The sequence below is a fragment of the Thiohalophilus thiocyanatoxydans genome (assembly GCF_004366735.1).
Taxonomy (GTDB): Bacteria; Pseudomonadota; Gammaproteobacteria; order UBA6429; family Thiohalophilaceae; genus Thiohalophilus; species Thiohalophilus thiocyanatoxydans.
Window position 1 is genome coordinate 494,603 of sequence record NZ_SOQX01000002.1, and the last position, 22,001, is coordinate 516,603.

13 protein-coding genes are annotated in these 22,001 nt (G+C 50.1%); all 13 read left to right on the forward strand.

Features of this window, described 5'->3' with window-relative positions:
- The first annotated feature begins 420 nt into the window (after positions 1–420).
- The 13 genes from EDC23_RS06050 (at position 421) to hrpA (ending at position 21,910) form a co-directional block, all read left to right on the forward strand.
- Positions 421–2,148 carry a class I SAM-dependent DNA methyltransferase gene (locus EDC23_RS06050; protein ID WP_134082117.1) on the forward strand — a complete coding sequence of 576 codons (1,728 nt, stop codon included), beginning with the start codon at positions 421–423 and terminating at the stop codon, positions 2,146–2,148.
- On the forward strand, positions 2,145–2,363 hold the full coding sequence (locus EDC23_RS06055) for a hypothetical protein (RefSeq protein WP_134082118.1): 219 nt from the start codon (positions 2,145–2,147) through the stop codon (positions 2,361–2,363). Before EDC23_RS06050 ends, EDC23_RS06055 begins: the two co-directional genes overlap by 4 nt.
- 1 nt (position 2,364) lies before the next feature.
- Positions 2,365–3,741, forward strand: coding sequence for a restriction endonuclease subunit S (locus tag EDC23_RS06060; RefSeq protein ID WP_208321292.1), 1,377 nt, complete (start codon positions 2,365–2,367; stop codon positions 3,739–3,741).
- Positions 3,738–5,321, forward strand: coding sequence for an antiviral reverse transcriptase Drt4 (gene drt4, locus EDC23_RS06065; RefSeq protein WP_134082120.1), 1,584 nt, complete (start codon positions 3,738–3,740; stop codon positions 5,319–5,321). Before EDC23_RS06060 ends, drt4 begins: the two co-directional genes overlap by 4 nt.
- 17 nt (positions 5,322–5,338) lie before the next feature.
- Positions 5,339–6,409 (forward strand): toll/interleukin-1 receptor domain-containing protein, encoded by a 1,071-nt coding sequence (locus tag EDC23_RS06070; RefSeq protein ID WP_134082121.1) that lies wholly within the window; start codon positions 5,339–5,341, stop codon positions 6,407–6,409.
- On the forward strand, positions 6,409–9,555 hold the full coding sequence (locus EDC23_RS06075) for a type I restriction endonuclease subunit R (protein WP_134082584.1): 3,147 nt from the start codon (positions 6,409–6,411) through the stop codon (positions 9,553–9,555). Before EDC23_RS06070 ends, EDC23_RS06075 begins: the two co-directional genes overlap by 1 nt.
- The gene (locus EDC23_RS06080) at positions 9,552–11,801 is read left to right on the forward strand and encodes a GmrSD restriction endonuclease domain-containing protein (RefSeq protein WP_134082122.1); all 2,250 of its coding nucleotides are present in this window, start codon (positions 9,552–9,554) and stop codon (positions 11,799–11,801) included. Before EDC23_RS06075 ends, EDC23_RS06080 begins: the two co-directional genes overlap by 4 nt.
- Positions 11,802–12,011: 210 nt before the next feature.
- Positions 12,012–12,428 (forward strand): hypothetical protein, encoded by a 417-nt coding sequence (locus tag EDC23_RS06085; RefSeq protein WP_134082123.1) that lies wholly within the window; start codon positions 12,012–12,014, stop codon positions 12,426–12,428.
- Positions 12,429–13,080: 652 nt separating this feature from the next.
- The gene (locus EDC23_RS06090; protein ID WP_134082124.1) at positions 13,081–13,458 is read left to right on the forward strand and encodes a hypothetical protein; all 378 of its coding nucleotides are present in this window, start codon (positions 13,081–13,083) and stop codon (positions 13,456–13,458) included.
- A 294-nt stretch (positions 13,459–13,752) separates the two neighbouring features.
- The gene (locus EDC23_RS06095) at positions 13,753–15,471 is read left to right on the forward strand and encodes a protein adenylyltransferase SelO (protein ID WP_134082126.1); all 1,719 of its coding nucleotides are present in this window, start codon (positions 13,753–13,755) and stop codon (positions 15,469–15,471) included.
- Between the two features lie 754 nt (positions 15,472–16,225).
- Entirely contained in the window at positions 16,226–16,876 is a 651-nt protein-coding gene (locus tag EDC23_RS06100) for a type IV toxin-antitoxin system AbiEi family antitoxin domain-containing protein (RefSeq protein ID WP_134082127.1), read from the forward strand.
- On the forward strand, positions 16,873–17,724 hold the full coding sequence (locus EDC23_RS06105) for a nucleotidyl transferase AbiEii/AbiGii toxin family protein (protein WP_134082128.1): 852 nt from the start codon (positions 16,873–16,875) through the stop codon (positions 17,722–17,724). Before EDC23_RS06100 ends, EDC23_RS06105 begins: the two co-directional genes overlap by 4 nt.
- 187 nt (positions 17,725–17,911) lie before the next feature.
- Positions 17,912–21,910, forward strand: a complete 3,999-nt coding sequence (gene hrpA, locus EDC23_RS06110; protein WP_134082129.1) for an ATP-dependent RNA helicase HrpA — start codon at positions 17,912–17,914, stop codon at positions 21,908–21,910.
- Positions 21,911–22,001: the final 91 nt, after the last annotated feature.

A 22,001-nucleotide genomic window follows, 5' to 3' on the forward strand; every position in this document is an offset into this window, starting at 1 on the left:
GGGCGGCTGGTGGTGGTGGTCCACTGCCGGGGCCACAGCGCCCCGGCCACCCGGGGCAAAATCAATGATGCGAATATGGAAATAACACCGTAAAAACAATATTTTATGATTGTTTTTTGATGTTAATTATACGCCATGACTAGCTTGCATGGCTTGAATTGTTCTTTACTGCCGACTGCTATCTGCCAACTGCCAACTATTCCTTCTCCTCGTCCCTCGTAACTCGTCCCTCGTCACTGCCCGAAGGGCCCGCCGACTGCTATCTGCCAGCTGCCGACTATTCCTTCTCCTCGTCCCTCGTAACTCGCCCCTCGTACCTGTCGAAATCGCCTAAAGGCCGATTTCGACTAAGGGGTATCCCTGATACTATTAATAAGGACTCTAAGCTAGGCTAGAGATATCGCTAATCAAAGGACCCGCATGAAGCAAGAAGAACAACAATTCCTCAACGACCTCGATAAAAAGCTCTGGAATGCAGCGGACCGCCTGCGCTCCAACGTGGACGCGGCGGAGTACAAGCACGTGGTGCTGGGGCTGATCTTCCTCAAGTACGTCAGCGATGCCTTCGATGAGCGTCGCCAGGAAGTCGAAGATATGCTGCGCGACGAGGATCACGACTACGGGGTCCTGCGGGCGAATTACGACTCGGACGAGGAGTACGAACAGACCATCCGCGAAGAGCAGGAAATCCGCGACTACTACACCGAAAAGAACGTCTTCTGGGTGCCGGCCCTGGCGCGTTGGAAAACCCTGCGCGATAACGCCAACCTGTCGCCGGGCAGCAAGATCACGATCACCAACGGCAAAAAGGAGGAATACGAGTTCCGCTCGGTCGCCAAGTTAATCGACGACGCGCTGGAGGCGATCGAAAAGGAAAACCCCCGCCTCAAGGGCGTACTCGACAAGCGTTACGCCCAGCGCCACATCGACGCCAGCGTGCTGATCGGGCTGATCAATCACATCTCCGAGATCCCCTTTCAACACAAAAGCCTCGGCGCCAAGGACATCCTCGGCCACGTTTACGAATACTTCCTCGGCGAGTTCGCCCTGGCCGAGGGCAAAAAGGGCGGCCAGTACTTCACCCCCAAGTCCATCGTCGGGCTCATCGTCGAAATGCTGCAACCCTACAAGGGCCGCGTCTACGACCCGGCCATGGGCTCCGGTGGCTTCTTCGTGCAGTCGGAAAAGTTCATCGAGCAGCACGGCGGCAAGCTGGGCAACATCTCGGTCTACGGCCAGGAGTCCAACCCCACCACCTGGCGCCTGGCCGCCATGAACATGGCCATCCGCGGCATCGACTTCAACTTCGGCAACGAGCCGGCCAACAGCTTCAGCAGCGACAAGCACCCCGATCTGCGCGCCGATTTCGTCATGGCCAACCCGCCCTTCAACATGAAGGAGTGGAACAGCGGCGTGAAGGAAGACGACCCGCGCTGGCAGTACGGCACACCGCCGGCCAATAATGCCAACTTCGCCTGGATGCAGCACATGCTCTATCACCTGGCGCCCAACGGCAGCATGGCGCTGTTGCTGGCCAACGGCTCCATGAGTTCCAACACCAATAACGAAGGTGAAATCCGCAAAAACCTGATCGAGGCCGACCGTGTCGAATGCATGGTCGCGCTGCCGGGCCAGTTGTTCACCAACACCCAGATCCCCGCCTGCATATGGTTCCTGGCCAGGACCAAGCAGGGCGGCAAACAAAAGGAACTGGCCGACCCGAATTCAGACAAAGGCAACAACCCCGTACTGCGCGATCGCAGCGGCGAAGTCCTGTTCATCGACGCCCGCAGCCTCGGCTACATGAAAGACCGCATCCTGCGCGACTTCAGCGAAGACGACATCCGCAAGATCGCCGACACGTTCCATGCCTGGCGCAACGATGTCATTGCAAGCGAAGCGAAGCAATCTCTATACGAAGACATCCCCGGCTTCTGCAAAAGCGCCACCCTCGACGAAATTAAAAAGCACGACTACGTCCTCACCCCTGGCCGCTACGTCGGCGCGGTGGAAGAGGAAGACGACGGCGAACCCTTCGCGGATAAAATGCAGCGCTTGACCACACAGCTCAAGGAACAGTTCGAGCAGAGTGACACGCTGGAAGCTGAGATCAAAAAGAATTTGGCGGGTCTAGGATACGAAGTATGAGTAATAAAAATCCAGATACCTTTCATGCCCCATTAAATGACGAAGATACAGAAACGCAAACAGTGGGCTGTAGGCACACGAACCCAAACATCTGTTCAAAAAATATGATGCCAAATGTTTGTGCTTTTTCTAGGGAAGATGGGATTTGTAAGTCTCCGCCAGCATCATGGAAAAAACAGTACCAAAAGCTGATGAATATGGTTAAGGGATCGTAGAATGGATATTCAAACTGATATCCTTGAATCAATGTGTGAACTTGTTGTTGACTGCCCACACTCAACACCTAAGTGGAAAGATAGTGGGCTAATAGTACTGCGTAATCAGAACATTAGGAACGGTAGGCTAGACCTTTCTGATCCAAGTTTTACTAATGAGGAGCATTTCAAACAAAGGATAAAAAGGGCGGAACCACGGCCCGGAGACATTGTTTTTACGCGAGAAGCCCCTATGGGTGAAGTATGCATGATTCCAGAGGGAGTTAAATGCTGTCTGGGCCAACGGCAAGTATTATTAAGGCCAAAAAAAGATGTAAATAGTAAGTATTTATTGTTTGCATTACAGTCGCCTGCTGTACAACATGAAATATCCTGGAATGAAGGGACTGGATCTACTGTAAGTAATGTCAGAATACCTGTATTGAAGAATTTAAATATCCCTAGACACCCTGGAAGTGAAGATGCAATTGCAGAAATATTGAGTTCACTATCTGACAAAATCGAACTGAACCGCCAAATCAACCAAACCCTCGAACAAATCGCCCAGGCTATTTTCAAATCCTGGTTCGTCGACTTCGAGCCCGTCAAGGCTAAAATACAGGCCAAACAAAACGGCCAGGACCCCAAACGCGCCGCCATGCGCGCGATCAGCGGAAAAACCGACGAAGAGCTCGAACAACTCAGCAAAAAACAATACAAACAACTCGCCGAGACAGCAGCACTCTTCCCCGACGAATTAGAAGTCTCAGAACTCGGTGAAATACCGAAAGGGTGGGGCGTAACTAACTTGGGTCAGATACTAGAATTTAATCCCAAACGTACTCTTAAAAAAGGGGAGCTAGCACCTTACTTGGATATGAAAAACGTTCCAACTCAAGGGCATATAGCAGAAGATGTATATTTAAGAGAAATGGGGAGTGGAACTAAATTTATCAATGGCGACACTTTGTTGGCACGAATTACACCATGTTTAGAAAACGGTAAAACGGCATTTGTTGATTTTCTTGATGAGGATCAGGTTGGTTGGGGATCAACCGAGTACATAGTGATGAGGCCAAAAGACAATCGACCTTTATCGCTGGGTTATATTATTGCACGCCAAGAATCATTTAGAACTAAAGCTATACAGACTATGACGGGTACGAGTGGTAGGCAGCGTGCTAATGCAAAAGCTATAGCTGAACAGAAATGGTTGGACTATCCACATGAGTTGTTGAAAGCATTTGATAAGGTGTCTGGCGGTTATTTGAGTGAAGCAAAGAAAAATGGGGAAGAAAATAGGTTGTTGCCTGAAATAAGAGACGTGCTGTTGCCAAAACTACTCACAGGCGAAGTCAGCGTCGAGGGTGCCCAATCGACAACGGAGGCTGTGGCGTGAGCGTTGATTCGGATTATATGTATGAGGCGTTAACGCGCTGGAACTACTTTCCGAATCAAAAAAGTAAAAGTGAGGAACTTCCTTCCATATTTTCAACGCGTCAATTCACCCCGCATGTAGCGAAGAGACTTGTAGCAGAAGCGTTGAGACAAGGTGGTTACGATCAGATTGAGTATTATGCAACGCGGTATAACAATGTTTCTCGTCCATTGGCAATTCCTCATCCTATGCCATATGCGCACCTTGTAAACTGCATATGTGATAATTGGAACGAGCTAAAATATATATGCGACAATGAAAACAGTTTGATTAAGCCTGAAGTGCACGCAGATATGCGTGCTTTAGTGATGGATTATGAAGAGCCATTAGAAAAGACCAACAGGTCACTTACTATTGGTTTTGGTAAAAAATTTCGAGCTCACACGGATATTTCGAATTGTTTTCCAAGTATCTATACCCATGCTATACCTTGGGCAACGGTTGGGTTTTCTTATGCAAAGTCACATGCTCCACACAAGAATCCAGCTCATAAAGCATTATGGTTTAACCGGCTCGATTACCATCAAAGGATGATAAAGCGAAATGAAACGCAGGGAGTGGCAATAGGGCCTGGTACATCGAATGTCGTATCGGAAGCAATCTTGGCGAAGATTGACGAGAATCTGAGCAGTAAATATACATATTATAGATATATAGATGATTTCACGTGCTACTGTGAGGAATATGAAGAAAGTCAAGATTTCTTCCGGGACCTCAATGATGAGCTTAGAAAGTACAAGCTAACTCTAAATCTAAAAAAAACAGAAATTGTCGAGTTACCAGCCCCAATAGATTCAGATTGGGTGGTGGAGTTGAGTACAAGGATGCCTGCTGGAACACCTAACGATCCACCGAAAACAGGTAAGCACTACGGAGCAAGTGAAGCTCTGAGATATATTGATTTTGCGGTTCAGCTCAAGAAAAAAACGCCAGATGGGAGTGTGCTCAAGTTTGCTGTAAAAAATATTATTTATAGATTAGACGAATATGCCGTCCAGCCTGTTTTTGAATATCTATTGAATATTTCCCGGTTTTATCCTTTATTGTTACCGTTGCTCAATCATTTAGTCGAGCTAAAAAAAATAGATTGCACGCCTTATGCACGGAACTTAAATGAAATTCTTATAGAAAATGCCATAAACAGGCGTTCCGATGGTATGTGTTGGGCGCTTTATTATCTTGTCGAGAATGACTTGGTTATTTGTTATGACGCAGTAGAGAAAGTTTTGGAGACTAGAGATTGCATGGCAATACTCATGCTTTACCAGGTCGGTGTTTTTGAGGGTGAAACAAAGCAGTTTGTCGATAACTTGGATAGCTCCGATCTCTATGAGTTGGATCAATATTGGGTTCTTTTATATCAACTTTTCTTTGACGGCATTATCGCTAACCCATTTGTAGGCGAGAACTGTTTCGATATATTGAAAGATGAAGATGTGAGTTTTATTCCTATATCTGGTCATCATACAAAAAGCGAAATTGATTTGATTGGAAAGATGTTTGTCAACTTGGACGAAGAAGCAGAAGTTAAAGGTGACTAGATAGAAGAATTACAGATATGAGTGCTATTGAATCAAAATACGGTTTACCCAGAAATATAGAGCGCTATTTAGCTATGCTCTCAAAAGTCTATGCACAAGAAGGAAATAAAGAGCTGCAAGAAATTATTGTGAACGCACAAATTAGGATACATGAGGAGAGTGGGTATGATAATTGGAATGGAGGAATGTATGGACATAGTGTCTATTTAGTTCTACCAGAGTCATTATATTTAAGAGTAATAAATCAAAAAGAAGAGTATCAAAATAGAATTAGCCAGGATCTAGGTAAATCACATAATTCTGAAAATGAATATATAGATGCCGTAATCCTCGAAATGGAGATAGCCGAAGACCATGATTGGCGTAAAGAATCTGGTGTTCTTTTGTCGAATAAGAAAACGGTGCCACCTGAATCAGAGGGGAGAATCTGGGAAGATGGCAGATATCGTGTCTTTCTTAGTCACAAGTCGGAAGTCAAGGCCGATGTGGCGGGAGTGAAAGAAAAGCTAAAATTGTTTGGTGTCTCGGCATTCGTGGCGCATCAGGACATACACCCAACAAAAGAATGGCAGAATGAAATAGAAAACGCTTTGTTTTCAATGGATTCATTTGTTGCCTTAATGACGAAGAATTTTCACGAAAGCGACTGGACGGATCAGGAAGTAGGCGTTGCTTTTGGTAGAGGCGTGCCGATAGTTGCTATAAAAATAGGTAGAGACCCATATGGATTTATAGGTAAGTTTCAAGCATTGCGAAGTGATTGGAAAAGTACAGCAATGGGAATTGCAAAAATTCTTATAAAGCAAGATAAGATGATTGATGCGTACATAAAAACAGCACATGAATGCACTAGTTATGATAATGCAAATACAATGGCAGAGCTGTTACCTTATATTGATAATTTGAGTGATCAGCAGATTACAGGGCTTATAAGTGCATTTGAAAATAATAGTGAACTTCGAGGTGGGTTTGGGTTTAATGGTACTAAACCAAGATATTATGGTGGAGGTTTGGTATATCACTTAAATAGGCTAACAGGCCGCACATATGAGCGGGTTGGAAATCAGATAAAACTGGCAGGGACATGATTACCGAAGATCAACTCGAACAACTCTGCCTCAACTGGTTCCACGAAGCGGGGTACGAGACCGCCCATGGCCCGGATATCGCTCCCGACGGCGAGGCCCCGGAGCGGGAGGATTACCGGCAGGTACTCCTCACTGGTCGGCTGCATCAGGCACTGCGACGCATCAACCCCCACGTGCCCTCCGAGGTGTTGGATGAGCAGGTCATCCATCCGCTGGGCAAACCCGAAAGCCCGGTTCTGATCCGCAATAACTACACCTTCCAGAAATGGCTGCTGGAAGGGGTGCCGGTAGAGTACACCGACCAGGCCGGTGAGACGCAATCCGACCACGTTCAGCTGATCGACTTTCACAATCCTGCCAATAATCAGTTTCTCGCTGTTAACCAGTTTACCCTGCTCGGCACCAAGATGAACCGCCGTCCCGATGTCGTGGTGTTCATCAACGGCCTGCCCATCGCTGTACTGGAACTGAAAAATCCGGCCGATGAAAACGCCGATGTCTGGAAGGCCTACGACCAGCTACAAACCTACAAGAATGAAATTACCGACCTGTTCCTATTCAACGAGGCCCTGGTAATCTCCGATGGGCCGGTTGCCCGCATCGGGTCGCTGACCGCCAGTGCCGAACGGTTCATGCCCTGGCGTACCATCAAGAATGAAAACGACAGGCCACTGGTCGATTTCGAGCTGGAGAAAATAGTTCGGGGCTTTTTCGATCGGGAACTGCTGCTGGATTACATTCGCCATTTTGTGCTGTTCGAGCAGGATGGCGACAACCTGATCAAGAAAATCGCCGGGTATCATCAGTTCCATGCCGTGCGCGAGGCGGTGCGGGTGACGGTGATCGCCTCGCACCCTGAATACAAAGCTGTACAGGAAGAACGGGCGACCTATGGCAAAGAAGTGGTGCCCGGTTCGCGCAAGGCCGGGGTGGTGTGGCACACCCAGGGCTCGGGCAAGAGCATCTCCATGGTCTGTTATGCCGGCAAGCTGTTACAGCAGCCGGAGATGCAGAACCCCACCCTGGTGGTGGTGACCGACCGCAACGATCTGGACAATCAGTTATTCGAGAATTTCGTCGCCGCCCGCATGCTGCTCAAGCAGGACCCGGTGCGCGCTGACAGCCGCGAGGAGCTGCGCGAGCTGCTGGAGTCGCGCCAGTCGGGCGGGATCATCTTCACCACGGTACAGAAGTTCTCCCTGGTCAATGGCGAGGATCACCATCCGGCGCTGACCGAGCGCAGCAATATTGTGGTGATCTCCGACGAGGCCCACCGCAGCCAGTACGGCCACAAGGCGGTGCTGGACAAGAAAACCGGCAAATACAAATACGGCTACGCCAAACACATGCGCGATGCCCTGCCGATGGCCTCGTTTATCGGTTTTACCGGCACACCCATTTCCACCGAGGACAAGGATACCCGCGCGGTCTTTGGCGATTACGTCAGCATCTACGACATTCAGGATGCGGTGGATGACGGCGCCACCGTACCCATCTATTACGAAAGCCGCCTCGCCAAGCTCGACATCAACCAGGCCGAAATCGGAAAGCTCAACGAGGATGTCGAAGAGGTCATGGAGGACGAAGAGGACGTCAGCACGCGCGAGAAGACCAAGGGCCAGTGGGCGGCGCTGGAAAAGCTGGTCGGCGCCCAGCCGCGCATCAAGGAAGTGGCCGAGGATCTGGTGCGCCACTTCGAGGAGCGCAATGCGTTTATCGAGGGCAAAGGTATGATCGTGGCAATGAGCCGCGATATCTGCGCCCACCTCTATAATGAACTCACCACCCTGCGACCGGATTGGCACGACACGGATATCGAAAAGGGCGCCATCAAGGTCATCATGACCGCCTCGGCCTCGGACAAAGAACTGTTACAGCCACACAATTACAACAAACAGCAGAAAAAGCGCCTGGAAGCGCGCTTCAAGAACCCCGACGATCCGCTGAAACTGGTGATCGTGCGAGACATGTGGCTCACCGGCTTCGACGCCCCCTGCGTGCATACCATGTATGTGGACAAGCCCATGCGCGGGCACAACCTGATGCAGGCCATCGCCCGCGTCAACCGGGTGTTCCGGGACAAGCCCGGCGGCGTGGTAGTGGACTACATCGGAATCGCCAACGAACTAAAGCAGGCCCTCAAGGAATACACCGAAGCCAAGGGCCGGGGCCGGCCGACCCACATGGCCGAGGAAGCCTTCGCCGTGCTGGTAGAAAAAGTCGACATCGTCCGCGGCATGTTTCAGGGCTTTGATTACGGCGATTATGAGACCGAAGGCACCGCCCTGCTCATCCCGGCGGCCAACCACATTCTGGGCCTGGAGGAAGGCAAAAAGCGCTTTATGGATACGGTGCTGGCGATGAGCAAGGCCATGGCCCTGTGCGGTACACTGGATGAGGCGGAGGAGTACAAAACCGAAATTGCCTTCTTCAACGGCGTCAAATCCGTTATCAGCAAGACCGAATCGGTGGACAAAAAGCGCGACGAAGCAAAACGCAATTCCATGCTCAAACAGATCCTCGACAACGCCGTCATCGCCGAGGGCGTCGAGGACGTTTTCCAGCTCGCCGGTCTCGACAAACCCAATATCGGCCTGCTGGATGATGAATTTCTCTCCGACCTGCGCCACATGAAAGAGCGCAACTTCGCCGTGGAGCTACTGGAAAAACTGCTACGTGACGAAATCCGCTCCCATACCCGTAACAACGTGGTGCAGGAGAAAAAATACAGCGACCGCCTGCTGGAATCCTTAACCAAATACCGCAACCGCGCCATCGAAACTGCCCAGGTCATCGAGGAACTGATCCAGATGGCCAAGGACTTCCAGGAGGCAGTAAAACGCCACGAAGAACTGGGCCTGAACGAGGATGAAGTGGCCTTCTACGATGCCCTGGCCAACAACGAAAGCGCCGTGCGCGAGCTGGGCGATGAGACTCTTAAGAAAATCGCCCATGAACTGGTCGAGAAGCTACGCAAAAGCACCACCGTCGACTGGCAAGTCCGAGACAGCGTCCGCGCCAAACTCCGCAACATGGTCCGCGTCTTGCTCCGCCGCTACAAATACCCGCCCGACAAGGCTGATGAGGCAATAGACCTCGTCCTCAAGCAGGCAGAAACATTATCACAAAGTTGGAGTTTAGTATGAGTGACACAGTATTCACAAAAGTCGATTATGATTTGGGGTCGTTGGTAAAATATATCGAACTTGGTGAAATAGGTCTGCCAGATATTCAGAGGCCTTTTGTTTGGAAAAATGCGAAAGTTCGCGATCTTTTTGATTCCATGTATCGTGGTTACCCGGTGGGTTATTTATTACTCTGGCGCAATGGGTTGGCTGATGACAAAACAATCGGTACTGATAACAAACAAAAGCCACCACGGTTAGTGATTGTCGATGGGCAACAAAGACTCACATCTTTGTATGCTGTAGTAAAAGGTGTTGAAGTTGTTCGTGAGAATTATGATAGTGAGCGAATTAAAATTGCATTCAATCCAACTGAAGAGCGCTTTGAGGTAGTTGATGCTGCCATTGAACGTGATAAATCTTTTATTCCTGACATTTCACAAATATGGGCTGGTCACACTAATATCTTCAAGGTTGCCACTGAGTATCTAACTGCTCTGAAGGCGACAAAAGAAGTAAGTGATGAAGAGACAGAAAAAATACAAAATTCATTAACGAAATTACAAAGTTTGTTGACGTTCCCGTTTACAGCTCTTGAACTCGCAGCAGATATTTCAGAAGAAGATGTTTCAGATGTATTTGTAAGAATTAATAGTAAAGGAACGCCGCTTAATCAATCAGACTTTATTCTGACACTTATGTCAGTTTTTTGGGACGAAGGGCGTTCAGAACTTGAAAAGTTTTGTAAGGATGCCCGTAAGCCAACAAAGGGAACTGCCTCGCCTTTCAATCACTTTATAGAACCTGATCCAGACCAATTGTTACGAGTTAGTGTTGGTGTGGCATTTAAAAGAGCGCGACTTCGCTATGTCTATTCTATTCTACGAGGAAAAGACTTAGAGACTGAAAAATTCAGTACAGAACGTCGTATTGAGCAGTTTGAAAATCTTAAGCGCGCCCAGGCTTGGACACTGGATGTTCAGTTCTGGCATGATTTTTTAGCCTGTATTCGTATGGCAGGTTTCCGTAATGGAAAAATGATTAGCTCGAAAAATAATCTATTGTTTTCTTACATACTCTATTTAATAGGACGAGTTGAAATCGGTGTTGACCCGTATGTACTACGGAAAGTAATAGCTCAATGGTTTTTTATGTCAGCCGTAACTGGACGTTTTACTGGATCGCCGGAGTCAGCTATGGAATTCGATCTGGCCAGATTACGCGATGTAGATAGTCCAGAGGAGTTTGTCAAAAGGCTTCAGCATATATGCAATATTACGCTCACAAATGACTACTGGTCAGTTACGTTACCTAACGATTTGGCTACATCGTCACCAAGAAGCCCATCATTGTTTGCTTATAATGCCTCCCTTGTATTGTTAGAGGCGCCAGTCCTGTTTTCTGATGCAAAAATTGCAGAGCTTCTTGATCCGTCTTTGCAAGCGCAACGCTCTGCAATTGAGAGACATCACCTTTTTCCTAAGAATTATCTTGCAAAAATCGGTATAACTAGTACGCGGGAAACGAACCAGATTGCTAATTATGCCTACTTAGAGTGGTCAGATAATATAAAAGCGTCTGATGACTCACCCTCTGAATATCTTCCTAAATTAAAAAATAGATTTTCAAAATCGACTCTTGAAGCAATGTATCGATTTCATGCATTACCTCCAGAATGGGAAAATATGGAATATAGGGAATTTCTTGAAAAGCGTCGGGAACTAATGGCGCAAATTATTCGCGAGGGCTATGAAAAATTAACGCAAGGACAAAAGGACGATGAAGGTGTGGATGTATTTGATTTGGCATCCATAATCGATAGTGGAGAATCAGGTTCTATAGAGTTTAAATCTACACTTCGTATAAATTTGCATACAGGCGAGTCTGACAAGCGAATGGAAATGGGCGCATTAAAAACGCTGGCGGGATTTCTTAATACATATGGAGGGACATTAATCATCGGTATCTCAGATGATGGTGTTCCAGTAGGTATCGAGGCCGATAAATTTCCAAATGAAGACAAAATGAGTTTGCATCTGGTAAATATCGTTAAGTCAAAAATGGGTCCTCAATCTCTGACTTATATGCATATGCAATTTGATGATCATAATGGGGATCGAGTACTGGTCATAAGGTGTTCAAAATCACCATCTCCTGTGTTCGTCAAAGACGGTGATGTAGAACGTTTCTTCGTCCGTACTGGGCCATCAACAACTGAGCTGAGTGCTAGTCAAACTCAGGATTATATAAGTAAAAGAATTAAATAGTAAAAATCAATATGAGCATGAAAAGAGAAATCGGGGGGCGCAGTATACCTATTTTATTGTCGGTCGAAAATGGATGCGGAAATGAGTGTTCTGCCCCGAAATTAGACAGGTCTTGTATTTGAATTTTAGGAAGTAAAATTTAAGTCCAGACCACATTTCTAAAAAAGCGAATGCCTATCATCCTAGTATGATTTCTCAGGAAGATAAAACATGAATAAAAGAAAACCATCGCAGGATGAAATAAACCAATATAATACGCATCAGTTAGATACTGAGTCACATTTGATAAATTTCTGCAAATTATTAATTGGTTTGTGTGTTGGTGCATTATCTTTAACATTAGGCGCAATAATCATTAATGGAAATTCATTTTATTCTGGTTGCGTATTATATTTATCTTGGGGTTTTATAATATCAACAATAATAACCTTATGTTTATTTATGGCCGTAGTCATAAGCTCTAAGTATATTTATCTTAATAGACTTAAATATTATATGTATGACAAAAAAGCGAAGGAGCCTTTGTATCCATTTCAAATAACTAGAAGTATTTTAGCTATTTTAGGTGGAATATCATTCGCTATTGGTTTTACGCTAATGGGCTTTGCAGTATTCTCGAGCTTATAACTGAATGAAAATGATTTAGATCGATGCGATGAAAGAATTTCTTTTTTTATTGTATATAATTATGATGAATTACGTGGGTGCAGAAATTGGGGAATCCTGAGCTATTATTTATGCTGTTGATTTTTATAGTAGTTCTATTTGTCGGGCAGCATTATACAGATAAAATATGGTGCTTCATAAAAAGATTATGCAGTACTCACGAGGAAAGCATCAGAAAGGCCAGTAGTTATTTCGAACGCTTGGTTTTGATTAGTTCAGGGTTTATGTTCATATCATTCATACTTGCAGCTATAACTGAGAAAGATATATTTATGCGCTTGGCCATGTATGGCTTGGTTGGTGCACTAATAACCTTTTATATCTATTATATATTTAGCAGTCCGTTAGAATCGTATAGAAAAGAAGCGCAAGAGAGAGCCTATCCTGAGAAAAAAGAATGAACAAGTCTGGCAGTCAGAGCTGAACTGGCTCGGACCAGTACAATTTATTGAAATAAATAACAAAAACCTCAAAATTCAGGCTCAAACAGGCCTTAAAAGCTCCTTTTCAGGGATGAAAAGAAAAAGATAGTTGGCAGTTGGCAGATAACAGTCGACAGAGAAGAATCAAAGTTAGAGTTATTCGTGGCGCAGAACGGGAGCGATCCAAATAAATGGAAAACGAGAATCCTATTAACTATATACGCCTGTTCTGGGCTGTATTTGGCGGAATCTTTTTGGCTATTTTCTTGAATCTTTTAGCGGTAAAAGCTTATTTGACTTATGAAGCGAATATGGCAATTGCTGCTATGGAAGAGATGACGAAAAAACAAGCTGTTGAGTCCAAAAAACGACAAGCTGAGAGACAAAGTCAGTTAGAGGCACAACGTCGTGAAACCGAAAGACGGCAACGTCAGGCAAAAATTGAAGCCGAGCGACAACGAAGTATTGCCCGGACTCAGAATGAAGTCTGCAGCTTTTGGAGGCAGGAATACGCCAGTAACAGTAGTGAGTACAACCGCCTCATGAAAGAGAAAGCATGTCAGAAATGATTATAAATAGTTTTCAGTTGGCAGATGGCAGTCGGCAGAAAAGGGCCTGATCAACCTGCTTGTGATACAAAACCACATCCTGTGCAAAAACCCCGCCGCCATCAGAAAGAAATCTTGCCTAAATTTGTTAGAGAATACCAACAACCTTCACGGCACCATTGTTTCTGATATTTGCGTCGCTTGTTGTCAGACACGGTTTCCTTTTGAACCCCTGCGTTGATGTACGGTCTTATTCACAACGCCTGTGTATGCATGGCATAGTGACGATCAGTTTAAACAGTGTCTAATTACCCTATGAAAAATCAAGTATTGAAGCAATCTACCCCCAGTGTCGCGACGCTGGAAGAGCTCGCTGAACTCGCCGACTATTCCTTCATGGATACGCTCAATCGCGATCCTGAGGCGAATGAAAAGGGCGCGGATCACGCCCCGCGTCAGGTCTTCTCGGGCCATTATGTCCCGGTTAAACCCACGCCAATCGAAAACCCCGAGTATGTCGCGCACAGTTGGGACTTTTTCCAGGAACTGGGTTTGGCGGACAGCCTGGCCGAGTCCGCCGATTTCATGCGGGTGTTCAGCGGGGACCTCTCAACGGTTCCGGCACCGATGCGCCCGGTGGGCTGGGCCACGGGGTATGCCCTTTCTATCTTCGGTACCGAGTACACCGCACAGTGCCCGTTTCGGACCGGTAATGGCTATGGGGATGGCCGTGCCATGTCGGTGCTGGAAGCGGTCATGCCTGATCGGAACGGGGGCCGGCGCTGGGAGATGCAGCTCAAAGGGGGCGGTCGCACGCCATACTGCCGCGGCGCGGACGGTCGCGCGGTGTTGCGCTCGAGTGTTCGGGAGTTCCTGGCACAGGAGCACATGCACGCCCTGGGGGTGCCGACATCCCGGTCGTTGAGCCTGTATGTGTCGAAAACGGAGCAGGTGCAGCGACCCTGGTATTCGGAAGGCTCACGCTCACACGAGCCCGACAGCATGGTCTCTGAAGCGGTGGCGATCTCGACGCGCGTTGCCCCGTCATTCATTCGGGTGGGCCAGCTCGAGCTGTTTGGTCGCCGGGCGCGCAAGCAGGAACACCCCGAGGCGCTGGCGGAACTGGAGCAGCTGGTGTTGCACCTGATCGACCGGGAGTACCCGGAGGTCATCGACCCGGATCGGAGTACCAGTGAGAAAGTGGTATTGCTCGCGCGGGAATTTCGCCGCCGCCTGACCGCACTGGTGGCCAACTGGATCCGGGTCGGGTATTGCCAGGGCAATTTCAACAGCGACAACTGCGCGGCCGGTGGCTTTACCCTGGATTACGGTCCCTTCGGCTTCATGGAAGTGTTTGATCCTTACTACCAGCCCTGGACGGGCGGCGGGGAGCACTTCGCGTTCTGGAATCAACCCGTGGCCGCGGAACGCAACTTCGAGAGTTTTTGTACGGCGTTGAGGCCGTTACTGGAATCGGATCACAAGGCAGTACAAGAGCTTGACGAGATTCGCAACGGCTTTGCCAATGTGATGCAGGAAGAACTGCAAACGATGTTTGCGACCAAGCTGGGCATGGGGTCGCTGGACGTCGACCTGTTCAATGAGCTCGCTAACCTCATGCTGCAAACCTCGGTCGATTACACCCTCTTTTTCCGCGAGCTCTCGTCGATACCGGATGAGATTGGCCCGCTTAAAAAGAGCTTCTACAACCAGTTGAATGACGAGCTGGAAACGCGTTGGGCCGAGTGGCTGAGCAAATGGACATCGCGGGTGACCGAGACGCCGCGCACGCTGGAAGAGATTTCAGCCCAGATGAAACGCGTGAATCCAAAATACAGTCTGCGAGAATGGTTCCTTGCCCCGGCTTATCAGCAAGCGGCCCGGGGGGATTACGCGCTGATCAGAGAACTTCAAGCCGTGATGACCCAACCTTACGCCGAGCAGTCGCCAGAGGTGGAAGCGAAATACTATCTCCTGAAGCCCCCTGAGTTCAGTGAGCTCGGTGGGGTGTCGCATATGAGTTGTTCGTCATAAGAAAAGATAGTTTGCAGTTGGCAGTTGGCAGATGGCAGGTACTGAGTACTTAGTAGGAGGCGATTCCATCGGCGACCGGGTTGCCTCTATTCCGTCGCGCATGGAATGCCCTCCTACGGCCCTTCGGGCAGGGACGAGGGACGAGTGACGAGGGACGAGGAGAGATAGTTGGCAGAGGTAGGCCGGATCAAGCAACGCGGATCTGGCACTCTACGGGATCAAGGACCTCGCGAGAGTAGGGTGCAAGACCAGGGAAGTTGTAGGAGGCGATTCTATCGGCGACCGGTGTGCCTCTTTTCCTGTCGCGCTACAGGTACCCTGCGGGTACGGGGACGAGGGGCGAGTTACGAGGGACGAGGAGAGATAGTTGGCAGATAGCAGTCTGTAGAGAAGAATAAACCAAACCCTTTTGAGACAAACTGTCACCATATATTGATATCTGGAGACAGTTTGTCTGGCTCGTTATGACCGATTCTGCTCGTACATCCTCTACCGCCGTCGCCCCCATGGCGGTCAATGCGCCTTGCGTCAGGCGCTGAGTCTGGGGATCAATCGCTACCAGTTCTACGCCGGTGAGCAGGGGGACGGGACCCACGCGCTTATGGTTGGTCCCAGATCGCCTGGCAATTCTCCTCATATTCAGTACGCCATTCTATAGCCCTATAAAAACAATAAGTTAGGGATTCTTTCGCCTTTCCGGGGATAATAATTTACAGATACTTGCAAAATATGGAAGTTACTGTAAATTATTCATATGGTTCCCCTCACAGAAAAGATTATCCAATCCGGTCTGGCTGACCGGCCATTATCCATCCGCCAGGTCGAGCGCCTGTTAGGCGGCAGTGATGCTCGTCGCTATGGTCAGGTGAATCGTGCCCTCAAGGAAGGGGAGTTAATCAAGGCTCGCCGCGGGCTCTATGTTCTGAATCCGATTTACCGAAAACATTCTTTGCATCCTTTTGTCCTGGCCCAGCAAATGCTGCCCGGCAGTTATATTTCTGCCGAATCGGCATTGGGGTTTCATGGCTGGATTCCGGAGTCGGTGCACACCGTGCTGAGCATGACTCATGGCGGAAAATCCGTGACTTACGAGAATGTGCAATTGGGAAGATTCGAGTTCCGACGTATGACGGTGAAAAGCGGTTATTTTCTGCAGTCGGTGGCCCGGCACGAGCTGCACCATCAGGTCGCGTTAATTGCCGAACCGCTACGGGCCTTGATGGACCTGGTCTATTTGCGCAAATTCGAGTGGCAGGGGCTCGATTTTTTAACCAGTGGACTGCGGATCGATGAACCACAGCTACGTACCGTGACCTGTCTGGATATTTCGCGATTGATGGATGTATACAAAGGCAAGCGGGAACAGGCCTTCCTTACGGAACTGAAAAGGGCGCTGGGATTATGATTGAATTGATTCAAAAACGTTTGGAAACCTATAACCCGGGTAGTCCTCTTGAAGAGGAGAATGCGCTTAAGGAAATTGTTCAGGAAATTTTGTTATTCGCATTATGGCGGGAAGGTTTTTTTGACGTCGCCGCGTTCCAGGGTGGGACCAGTCTGAGAATTCTGCATGGCCTACCGCGCTTTTCGGAAGACATCGACTTTATCCTGCTGGAGCCCGATCCTACCTTTACCTGGCAGCCTTACCTGAACAATCTTGCCGAGACATGCAAAGAGTTCGGCATCGAGCCGGAAGTGCTGGATAAAAACCGCATGGACCAGAACGTGAAGGCGGCGTTGATTAAGGATAGCTCCATTGCCAACCAGCTGAACCTGAGTTTTGTCAATCACAGCGAAAAGAAATTAAAAATTAAACTGGAAATTGACTGCAATCCACCGGCCGGCTCTGATTTTGATTACACCTACCTGGATTTCCCGGTTGACTATGAAGTATGCCATCAAGATCCAGGTAGTAACTTTGCACTGAAGATTCATGCTTTATTATGCAGGGATTACCTGAAGGGGCGGGATTGGTATGATTTTAACTGGTATATCGCTCAGGGGATTATCCCGAATCTCATTTTGCTTAAAAATGCTTTGTACCAATATGGCCCCCACAAAGATCAAGAACTGAACGTAAATCAGGAATGGCTTATCAGCAAGTTGAGAGACAAGATTGCCTCGATTAATTGGCAAGATGCTGCTGACGATGTCGAACGGTTTCTAAAGCCGGTTGAGCAGAAAAGTCTGAGTCTTTGGGGTGAGAGATTTTATGAAAATAAATTAAACGCATTAGAGTCGATGTTGATGTAAATAAAGCTAAATGCCGCCATAGACCAGTTGGTTTTTGCTTGCTTCGCAAAAATTATGAGGTCTGTTCCATTCAATACAATACCCCTTTATTCTTGATCGAAATTGCCCGGCAACGATGGCACGACCCTGACTGAAATTGGTATCATACCGTCCTTTGATTACCCCAATTATCCCCCGATAACCCCCGATGACAGCGCCTGCGGAACCGACTACCGAATCCTTATCTGACTTAATCGCCAGCTGCATGCTGCGCGATCAGGTCCGTTTTCGGCGGCGTTTGAAGAAACTGCAGCAGTCAAAGCGCAAGGGTGATGCCGGTGACGCCCAATGGCAGAAGCTGGCCGCCGATATTCAAGGCTCGGCGTCGCGGCGTGCCCGGCGACTGATCGGCCTGCCGGTGCCGACTTACCCGGAAAATCTGCCGGTCAGTGAGCGGCGCGAGGATATCCGCGAGGCGATTGAACAGCACCAGGTGGTGATCGTGGCGGGGGAGACGGGCTCGGGCAAGACGACCCAGTTGCCCAAGATCTGTATGGAACTGGGCCGCGGCGTGGCCGGGATGATTGGCCACACCCAGCCGCGACGCCTGGCGGCGCGCAGTATTGCCGGCCGGGTGGCCGAGGAGCTGCAGAGTGAGCTGGGCGAGACGGTGGGCTACAAGGTCCGGTTCAAGGACCGGGTCGGTCCGAATACTTACCTGAAACTGATGACCGACGGGATCCTGCTGGCCGAGATCCAGGGCGATCGGTTTTTGAACGAGTACGACACCCTGATCATCGACGAGGCCCACGAGCGCAGCCTGAATATCGATTTTCTGCTGGGGTATCTCAAACAGCTGTTGCCCCGACGGCCGGATCTGAAGGTGATCATTACCTCGGCGACCATCGATACCGAGCGCTTTTCCCGCCATTTTGACAATGCGCCCATCATCGAGGTCTCGGGCCGGACCTACCCGGTCGAGGTGCGGTATCGGCCGCTGCTGGATGAACCGACGAGCGAGAACGCCGGCGATGACAGCGAGGCGACACCGAAAGACATGCAACAGGCCGTGCTGGAGGCGGTGGATGAGCTGGCGGCGATCGATACCGCGCAGGGCAAAAGCCCGGGGCATATTCTGATCTTTTTCAGTGGCGAACGGGAGATCCGCCAGGCGGCCGAGGCGCTGCGCAAGCATCATCCCCCCCAGACCGAGATCCTGCCGTTATATGCCCGCCTCAGTGGCGCGGAACAGAACCGGGTCTTCAGCCCGGCCAAACACCGGCGTATTGTGCTGGCGACCAATGTCGCCGAGACCTCGTTGACCGTGCCCGGCATCCATTATGTGATCGATACCGGCACGGTGCGGATCAGCCGCTACAGTTATCGCAGCAAGATTCAGCGCCTGCCCGTTGAGCCGGTGTCCCAGTCCAGCGCCAACCAGCGCAAGGGCCGCTGTGGCCGGATTGCTGAAGGGGTGTGTATTCGCCTCTACTCGGAGGAAGACTTTAACGCGCGGCCCGAGTTTACCGATCCGGAGATCAAACGCACCAACCTGGCGGCGGTGATCTTGCAAATGGAGGCGATGCGGCTGGGGCATATTGACGATTTCCCGTTCATCGAGCCGCCGGATGCCCGCTACATCAAGGACGGTTACAAGTTACTCTATGAGCTCGGTGCGGTCGATGAACAGCAGACGGTCACGCCGCTGGGCAAGGAACTGGCCCGCCTGCCGGTGGACCCGAAGATCGGTCGCATGTTGATCGCGGCGCGCGAGTTCAGTTGCCTGCAGGAGCTGTTGATCATCGGCAGTGCCCTGAGTGTGCAGGACCCGCGCGAGCGCCCGGCCGACAAGCAACAACAGGCCGATGAGCAGCACCGGCTGATTTATTTCCCGCCGGAAGACCAGGAAGCGGATAAGAACGCCAACACACCAAAGCACAAACAGAAAAAAGACAGGCCAAAGTCCGACTTTCTGTTTTATCTGAATTTATGGCACCTGTACGAGGAGAAGCGCAAGCACCTCAGCCAGAACAAACTGCGCAAGTTCTGCAAGCAGCATTTTCTCTCCTACAACCGGATGCAGGAGTGGCGGGATATTTACCAGCAGATCCATACGCTGTTCAAAGAGCAGGGCGCCCGGCTCAATACCACGGCGGCCGGGTATGACGCCATCCACCGGGCCCTGTTGTCAGGGCTGCTGGGTAATATTGGCAACAAGTCCATCGAATCCAACGAGTTTCATGGCGCGCGCAATATCCGGTTTCATATCCACCCGGGCTCGTGGCAGGCCAAGAAGCCACCCAAGTGGGTGATGTGTGCCGAGCTGGTGGAAACCACCCGCCTGTACGGGCGAATGGTGGCCCGGATTGAGCCCGAGTGGATTGAAGCGCTCGCGGCCCATTTGCTCAAGCGCAGTTATTCCGAGCCCCATTGGCAGAAAAAAGCGGCCCAGGTCGCGGCGTTTGAGCGCACCACGCTTTATGGAATAACGATCTGCCCCAAACGGCGGATCAACTATGGCCCCATCGACCCGGTGCTGGCGCGGGAGATCTTCATCCGCGAGGCGCTGGTGCAGGGGGACTATGAAACTCGCGCGTCGTTCTTTGCCTATAACCGGTCGGTGATCGAGGAGATCGAGTCGCTGGAGGCCCGTGGTCGGCGTCGGGATATCCTGGTGGATGACCAGGCGCTGTATGAATTTTACGACGAGCGCATTCCCGCGGGGATTTACAGCGGCAAGGCCTTTGAAAAATGGCTCAAGACCGTGCAGCAAACCCACCCCGAAATATTGTATTTGCAGAAAGAATCGTTGATGCGCCATGAAGCGGAACACATCAACGAGGAACAGTTCCCCGGGACCATGGAGGTCGACGGGGTCACGCTCGATCTCGATTACCACTTTGAACCCGGCCATGCCGAGGATGGGGTAACGGTGATCGTCCCGCTGGCCATCCTGGGCCAATTACGGGAAGCGACATTTGATTACCTGGTCCCCGGCCTGTTGCGCGACAAGGTGATCGCCCTGATCAAGTGTTTGCCCAAGGCGCTGCGCAAGCAGTTCGTGCCGGTGCCCGGTTATGCGGATGGCTTTCTCGCCTCGGGCTACGATCGCAACCGGCCGTTACTCGACAACCTGAGCGCGCATCTGCAAAAAATCAGCAGTGCTACAATAGAGAGTGATGCCTGGCAACTGGCTAACCTGCCGGACTTTTATCACATGAACTTTCGCGTGATCGATCAGGACAACCAGGTGCTGGGCGTCGGCCGGGATCTGGGGCAGTTGCAGCAAGAGCTGTCGACCCTGAGCGAGGGCGTGCTGGCCGAGCTTCCTACATCCGAGTTTGAAAAGGAAAATATTAACCAGTGGGACTTTGGGGATCTGCCGCAGGTCGTGGAGCTGGAGCAACACGGGCTGACGATCCGCGCTACCCCGGCGCTGGTGGATGGCAGTGAAGAGGGCGAGAGTGTGTCGGTGCGCCTGTTCAGTGATCCCGAACAGGCGGCGGCCGAACAGCGCCCGGGACTGCGCCGACTGTTCCGACTGGTGGCCCGCAAGGAGATGAAATACCTGCGCAAGAACCTGCGCCACATCGATAAGATCCAGTTGTTCTATACCTCGATCGGTGACAAGCAAAGCCTGTTGCAGGATCTCGAAAACGCCATCATCGATGAAGCCCTGCTGAAAGATAGCGAGGATATTCGTTCACAAGATGAGTTCAATCGCCGGGTTGAAGAGGCCAAAGCCAACCTGATGAGCGTGTCAAATAACATCTGTGATCGGCTGTTCGAGATTCTGGAGCAATACCATACCGTTGCCAAACGGCTGCAGGGCAATATTCCACTGGCCTGGTTCGATGCCGTCAAGGATATCCGCCAGCAACTGGATTGCCTGGTCTACGAGGGCTTTATCAGCACCACCCCGCGACAATGGCTGAAACACCTGCCGCGCTATCTCAAGGCCATTAATTTACGGCTGGACAAACTGGAACGCTCGCTGGCGGCGGATAAACAACGCCAGGGCGAGGTGCAGAAGCACTGGGACCGGGTGTATGCGCAGATCGGCGATGAACCATACCAAACCCTTGATCCTGAGTGGGAGACCTACCGCTGGATGGTGGAAGAGCTGCGCGTGTCCTTATTTGCCCAGGAGCTCGGAACCTCCCTGCCGGTGTCTGCCAAGAAACTTGAAAAGATAGTTGGTAAATAATAGTTCGCAGTTGGCAGATAGCAGTCGGCAGTGGTAGGCGGGATCAAGCAACGTGGATCCGGCACTCTACGGGATCAAGGAGATCGCGAGA

Coding starts and splice junctions, on each gene's coding strand:
- EDC23_RS06095 (WP_134082126.1), top strand. CDS start 13,753: ATGAAAAATCAAGTATTGAAGCAATCTACCCCCAGTGTCGCGACGCTG.
- EDC23_RS06050 (WP_134082117.1), top strand. CDS start 421: ATGAAGCAAGAAGAACAACAATTCCTCAACGACCTCGATAAAAAGCTC.
- EDC23_RS06060 (WP_208321292.1), top strand. CDS start 2,365: ATGGATATTCAAACTGATATCCTTGAATCAATGTGTGAACTTGTTGTT.
- EDC23_RS06080 (WP_134082122.1), top strand. CDS start 9,552: ATGAGTGACACAGTATTCACAAAAGTCGATTATGATTTGGGGTCGTTG.
- EDC23_RS06070 (WP_134082121.1), top strand. CDS start 5,339: ATGAGTGCTATTGAATCAAAATACGGTTTACCCAGAAATATAGAGCGC.
- EDC23_RS06055 (WP_134082118.1), top strand. CDS start 2,145: ATGAGTAATAAAAATCCAGATACCTTTCATGCCCCATTAAATGACGAA.
- hrpA (WP_134082129.1), top strand. CDS start 17,912: ATGACAGCGCCTGCGGAACCGACTACCGAATCCTTATCTGACTTAATC.
- EDC23_RS06100 (WP_134082127.1), top strand. CDS start 16,226: ATGGTTCCCCTCACAGAAAAGATTATCCAATCCGGTCTGGCTGACCGG.
- EDC23_RS06085 (WP_134082123.1), top strand. CDS start 12,012: ATGAATAAAAGAAAACCATCGCAGGATGAAATAAACCAATATAATACG.
- EDC23_RS06090 (WP_134082124.1), top strand. CDS start 13,081: ATGGAAAACGAGAATCCTATTAACTATATACGCCTGTTCTGGGCTGTA.
- EDC23_RS06105 (WP_134082128.1), top strand. CDS start 16,873: ATGATTGAATTGATTCAAAAACGTTTGGAAACCTATAACCCGGGTAGT.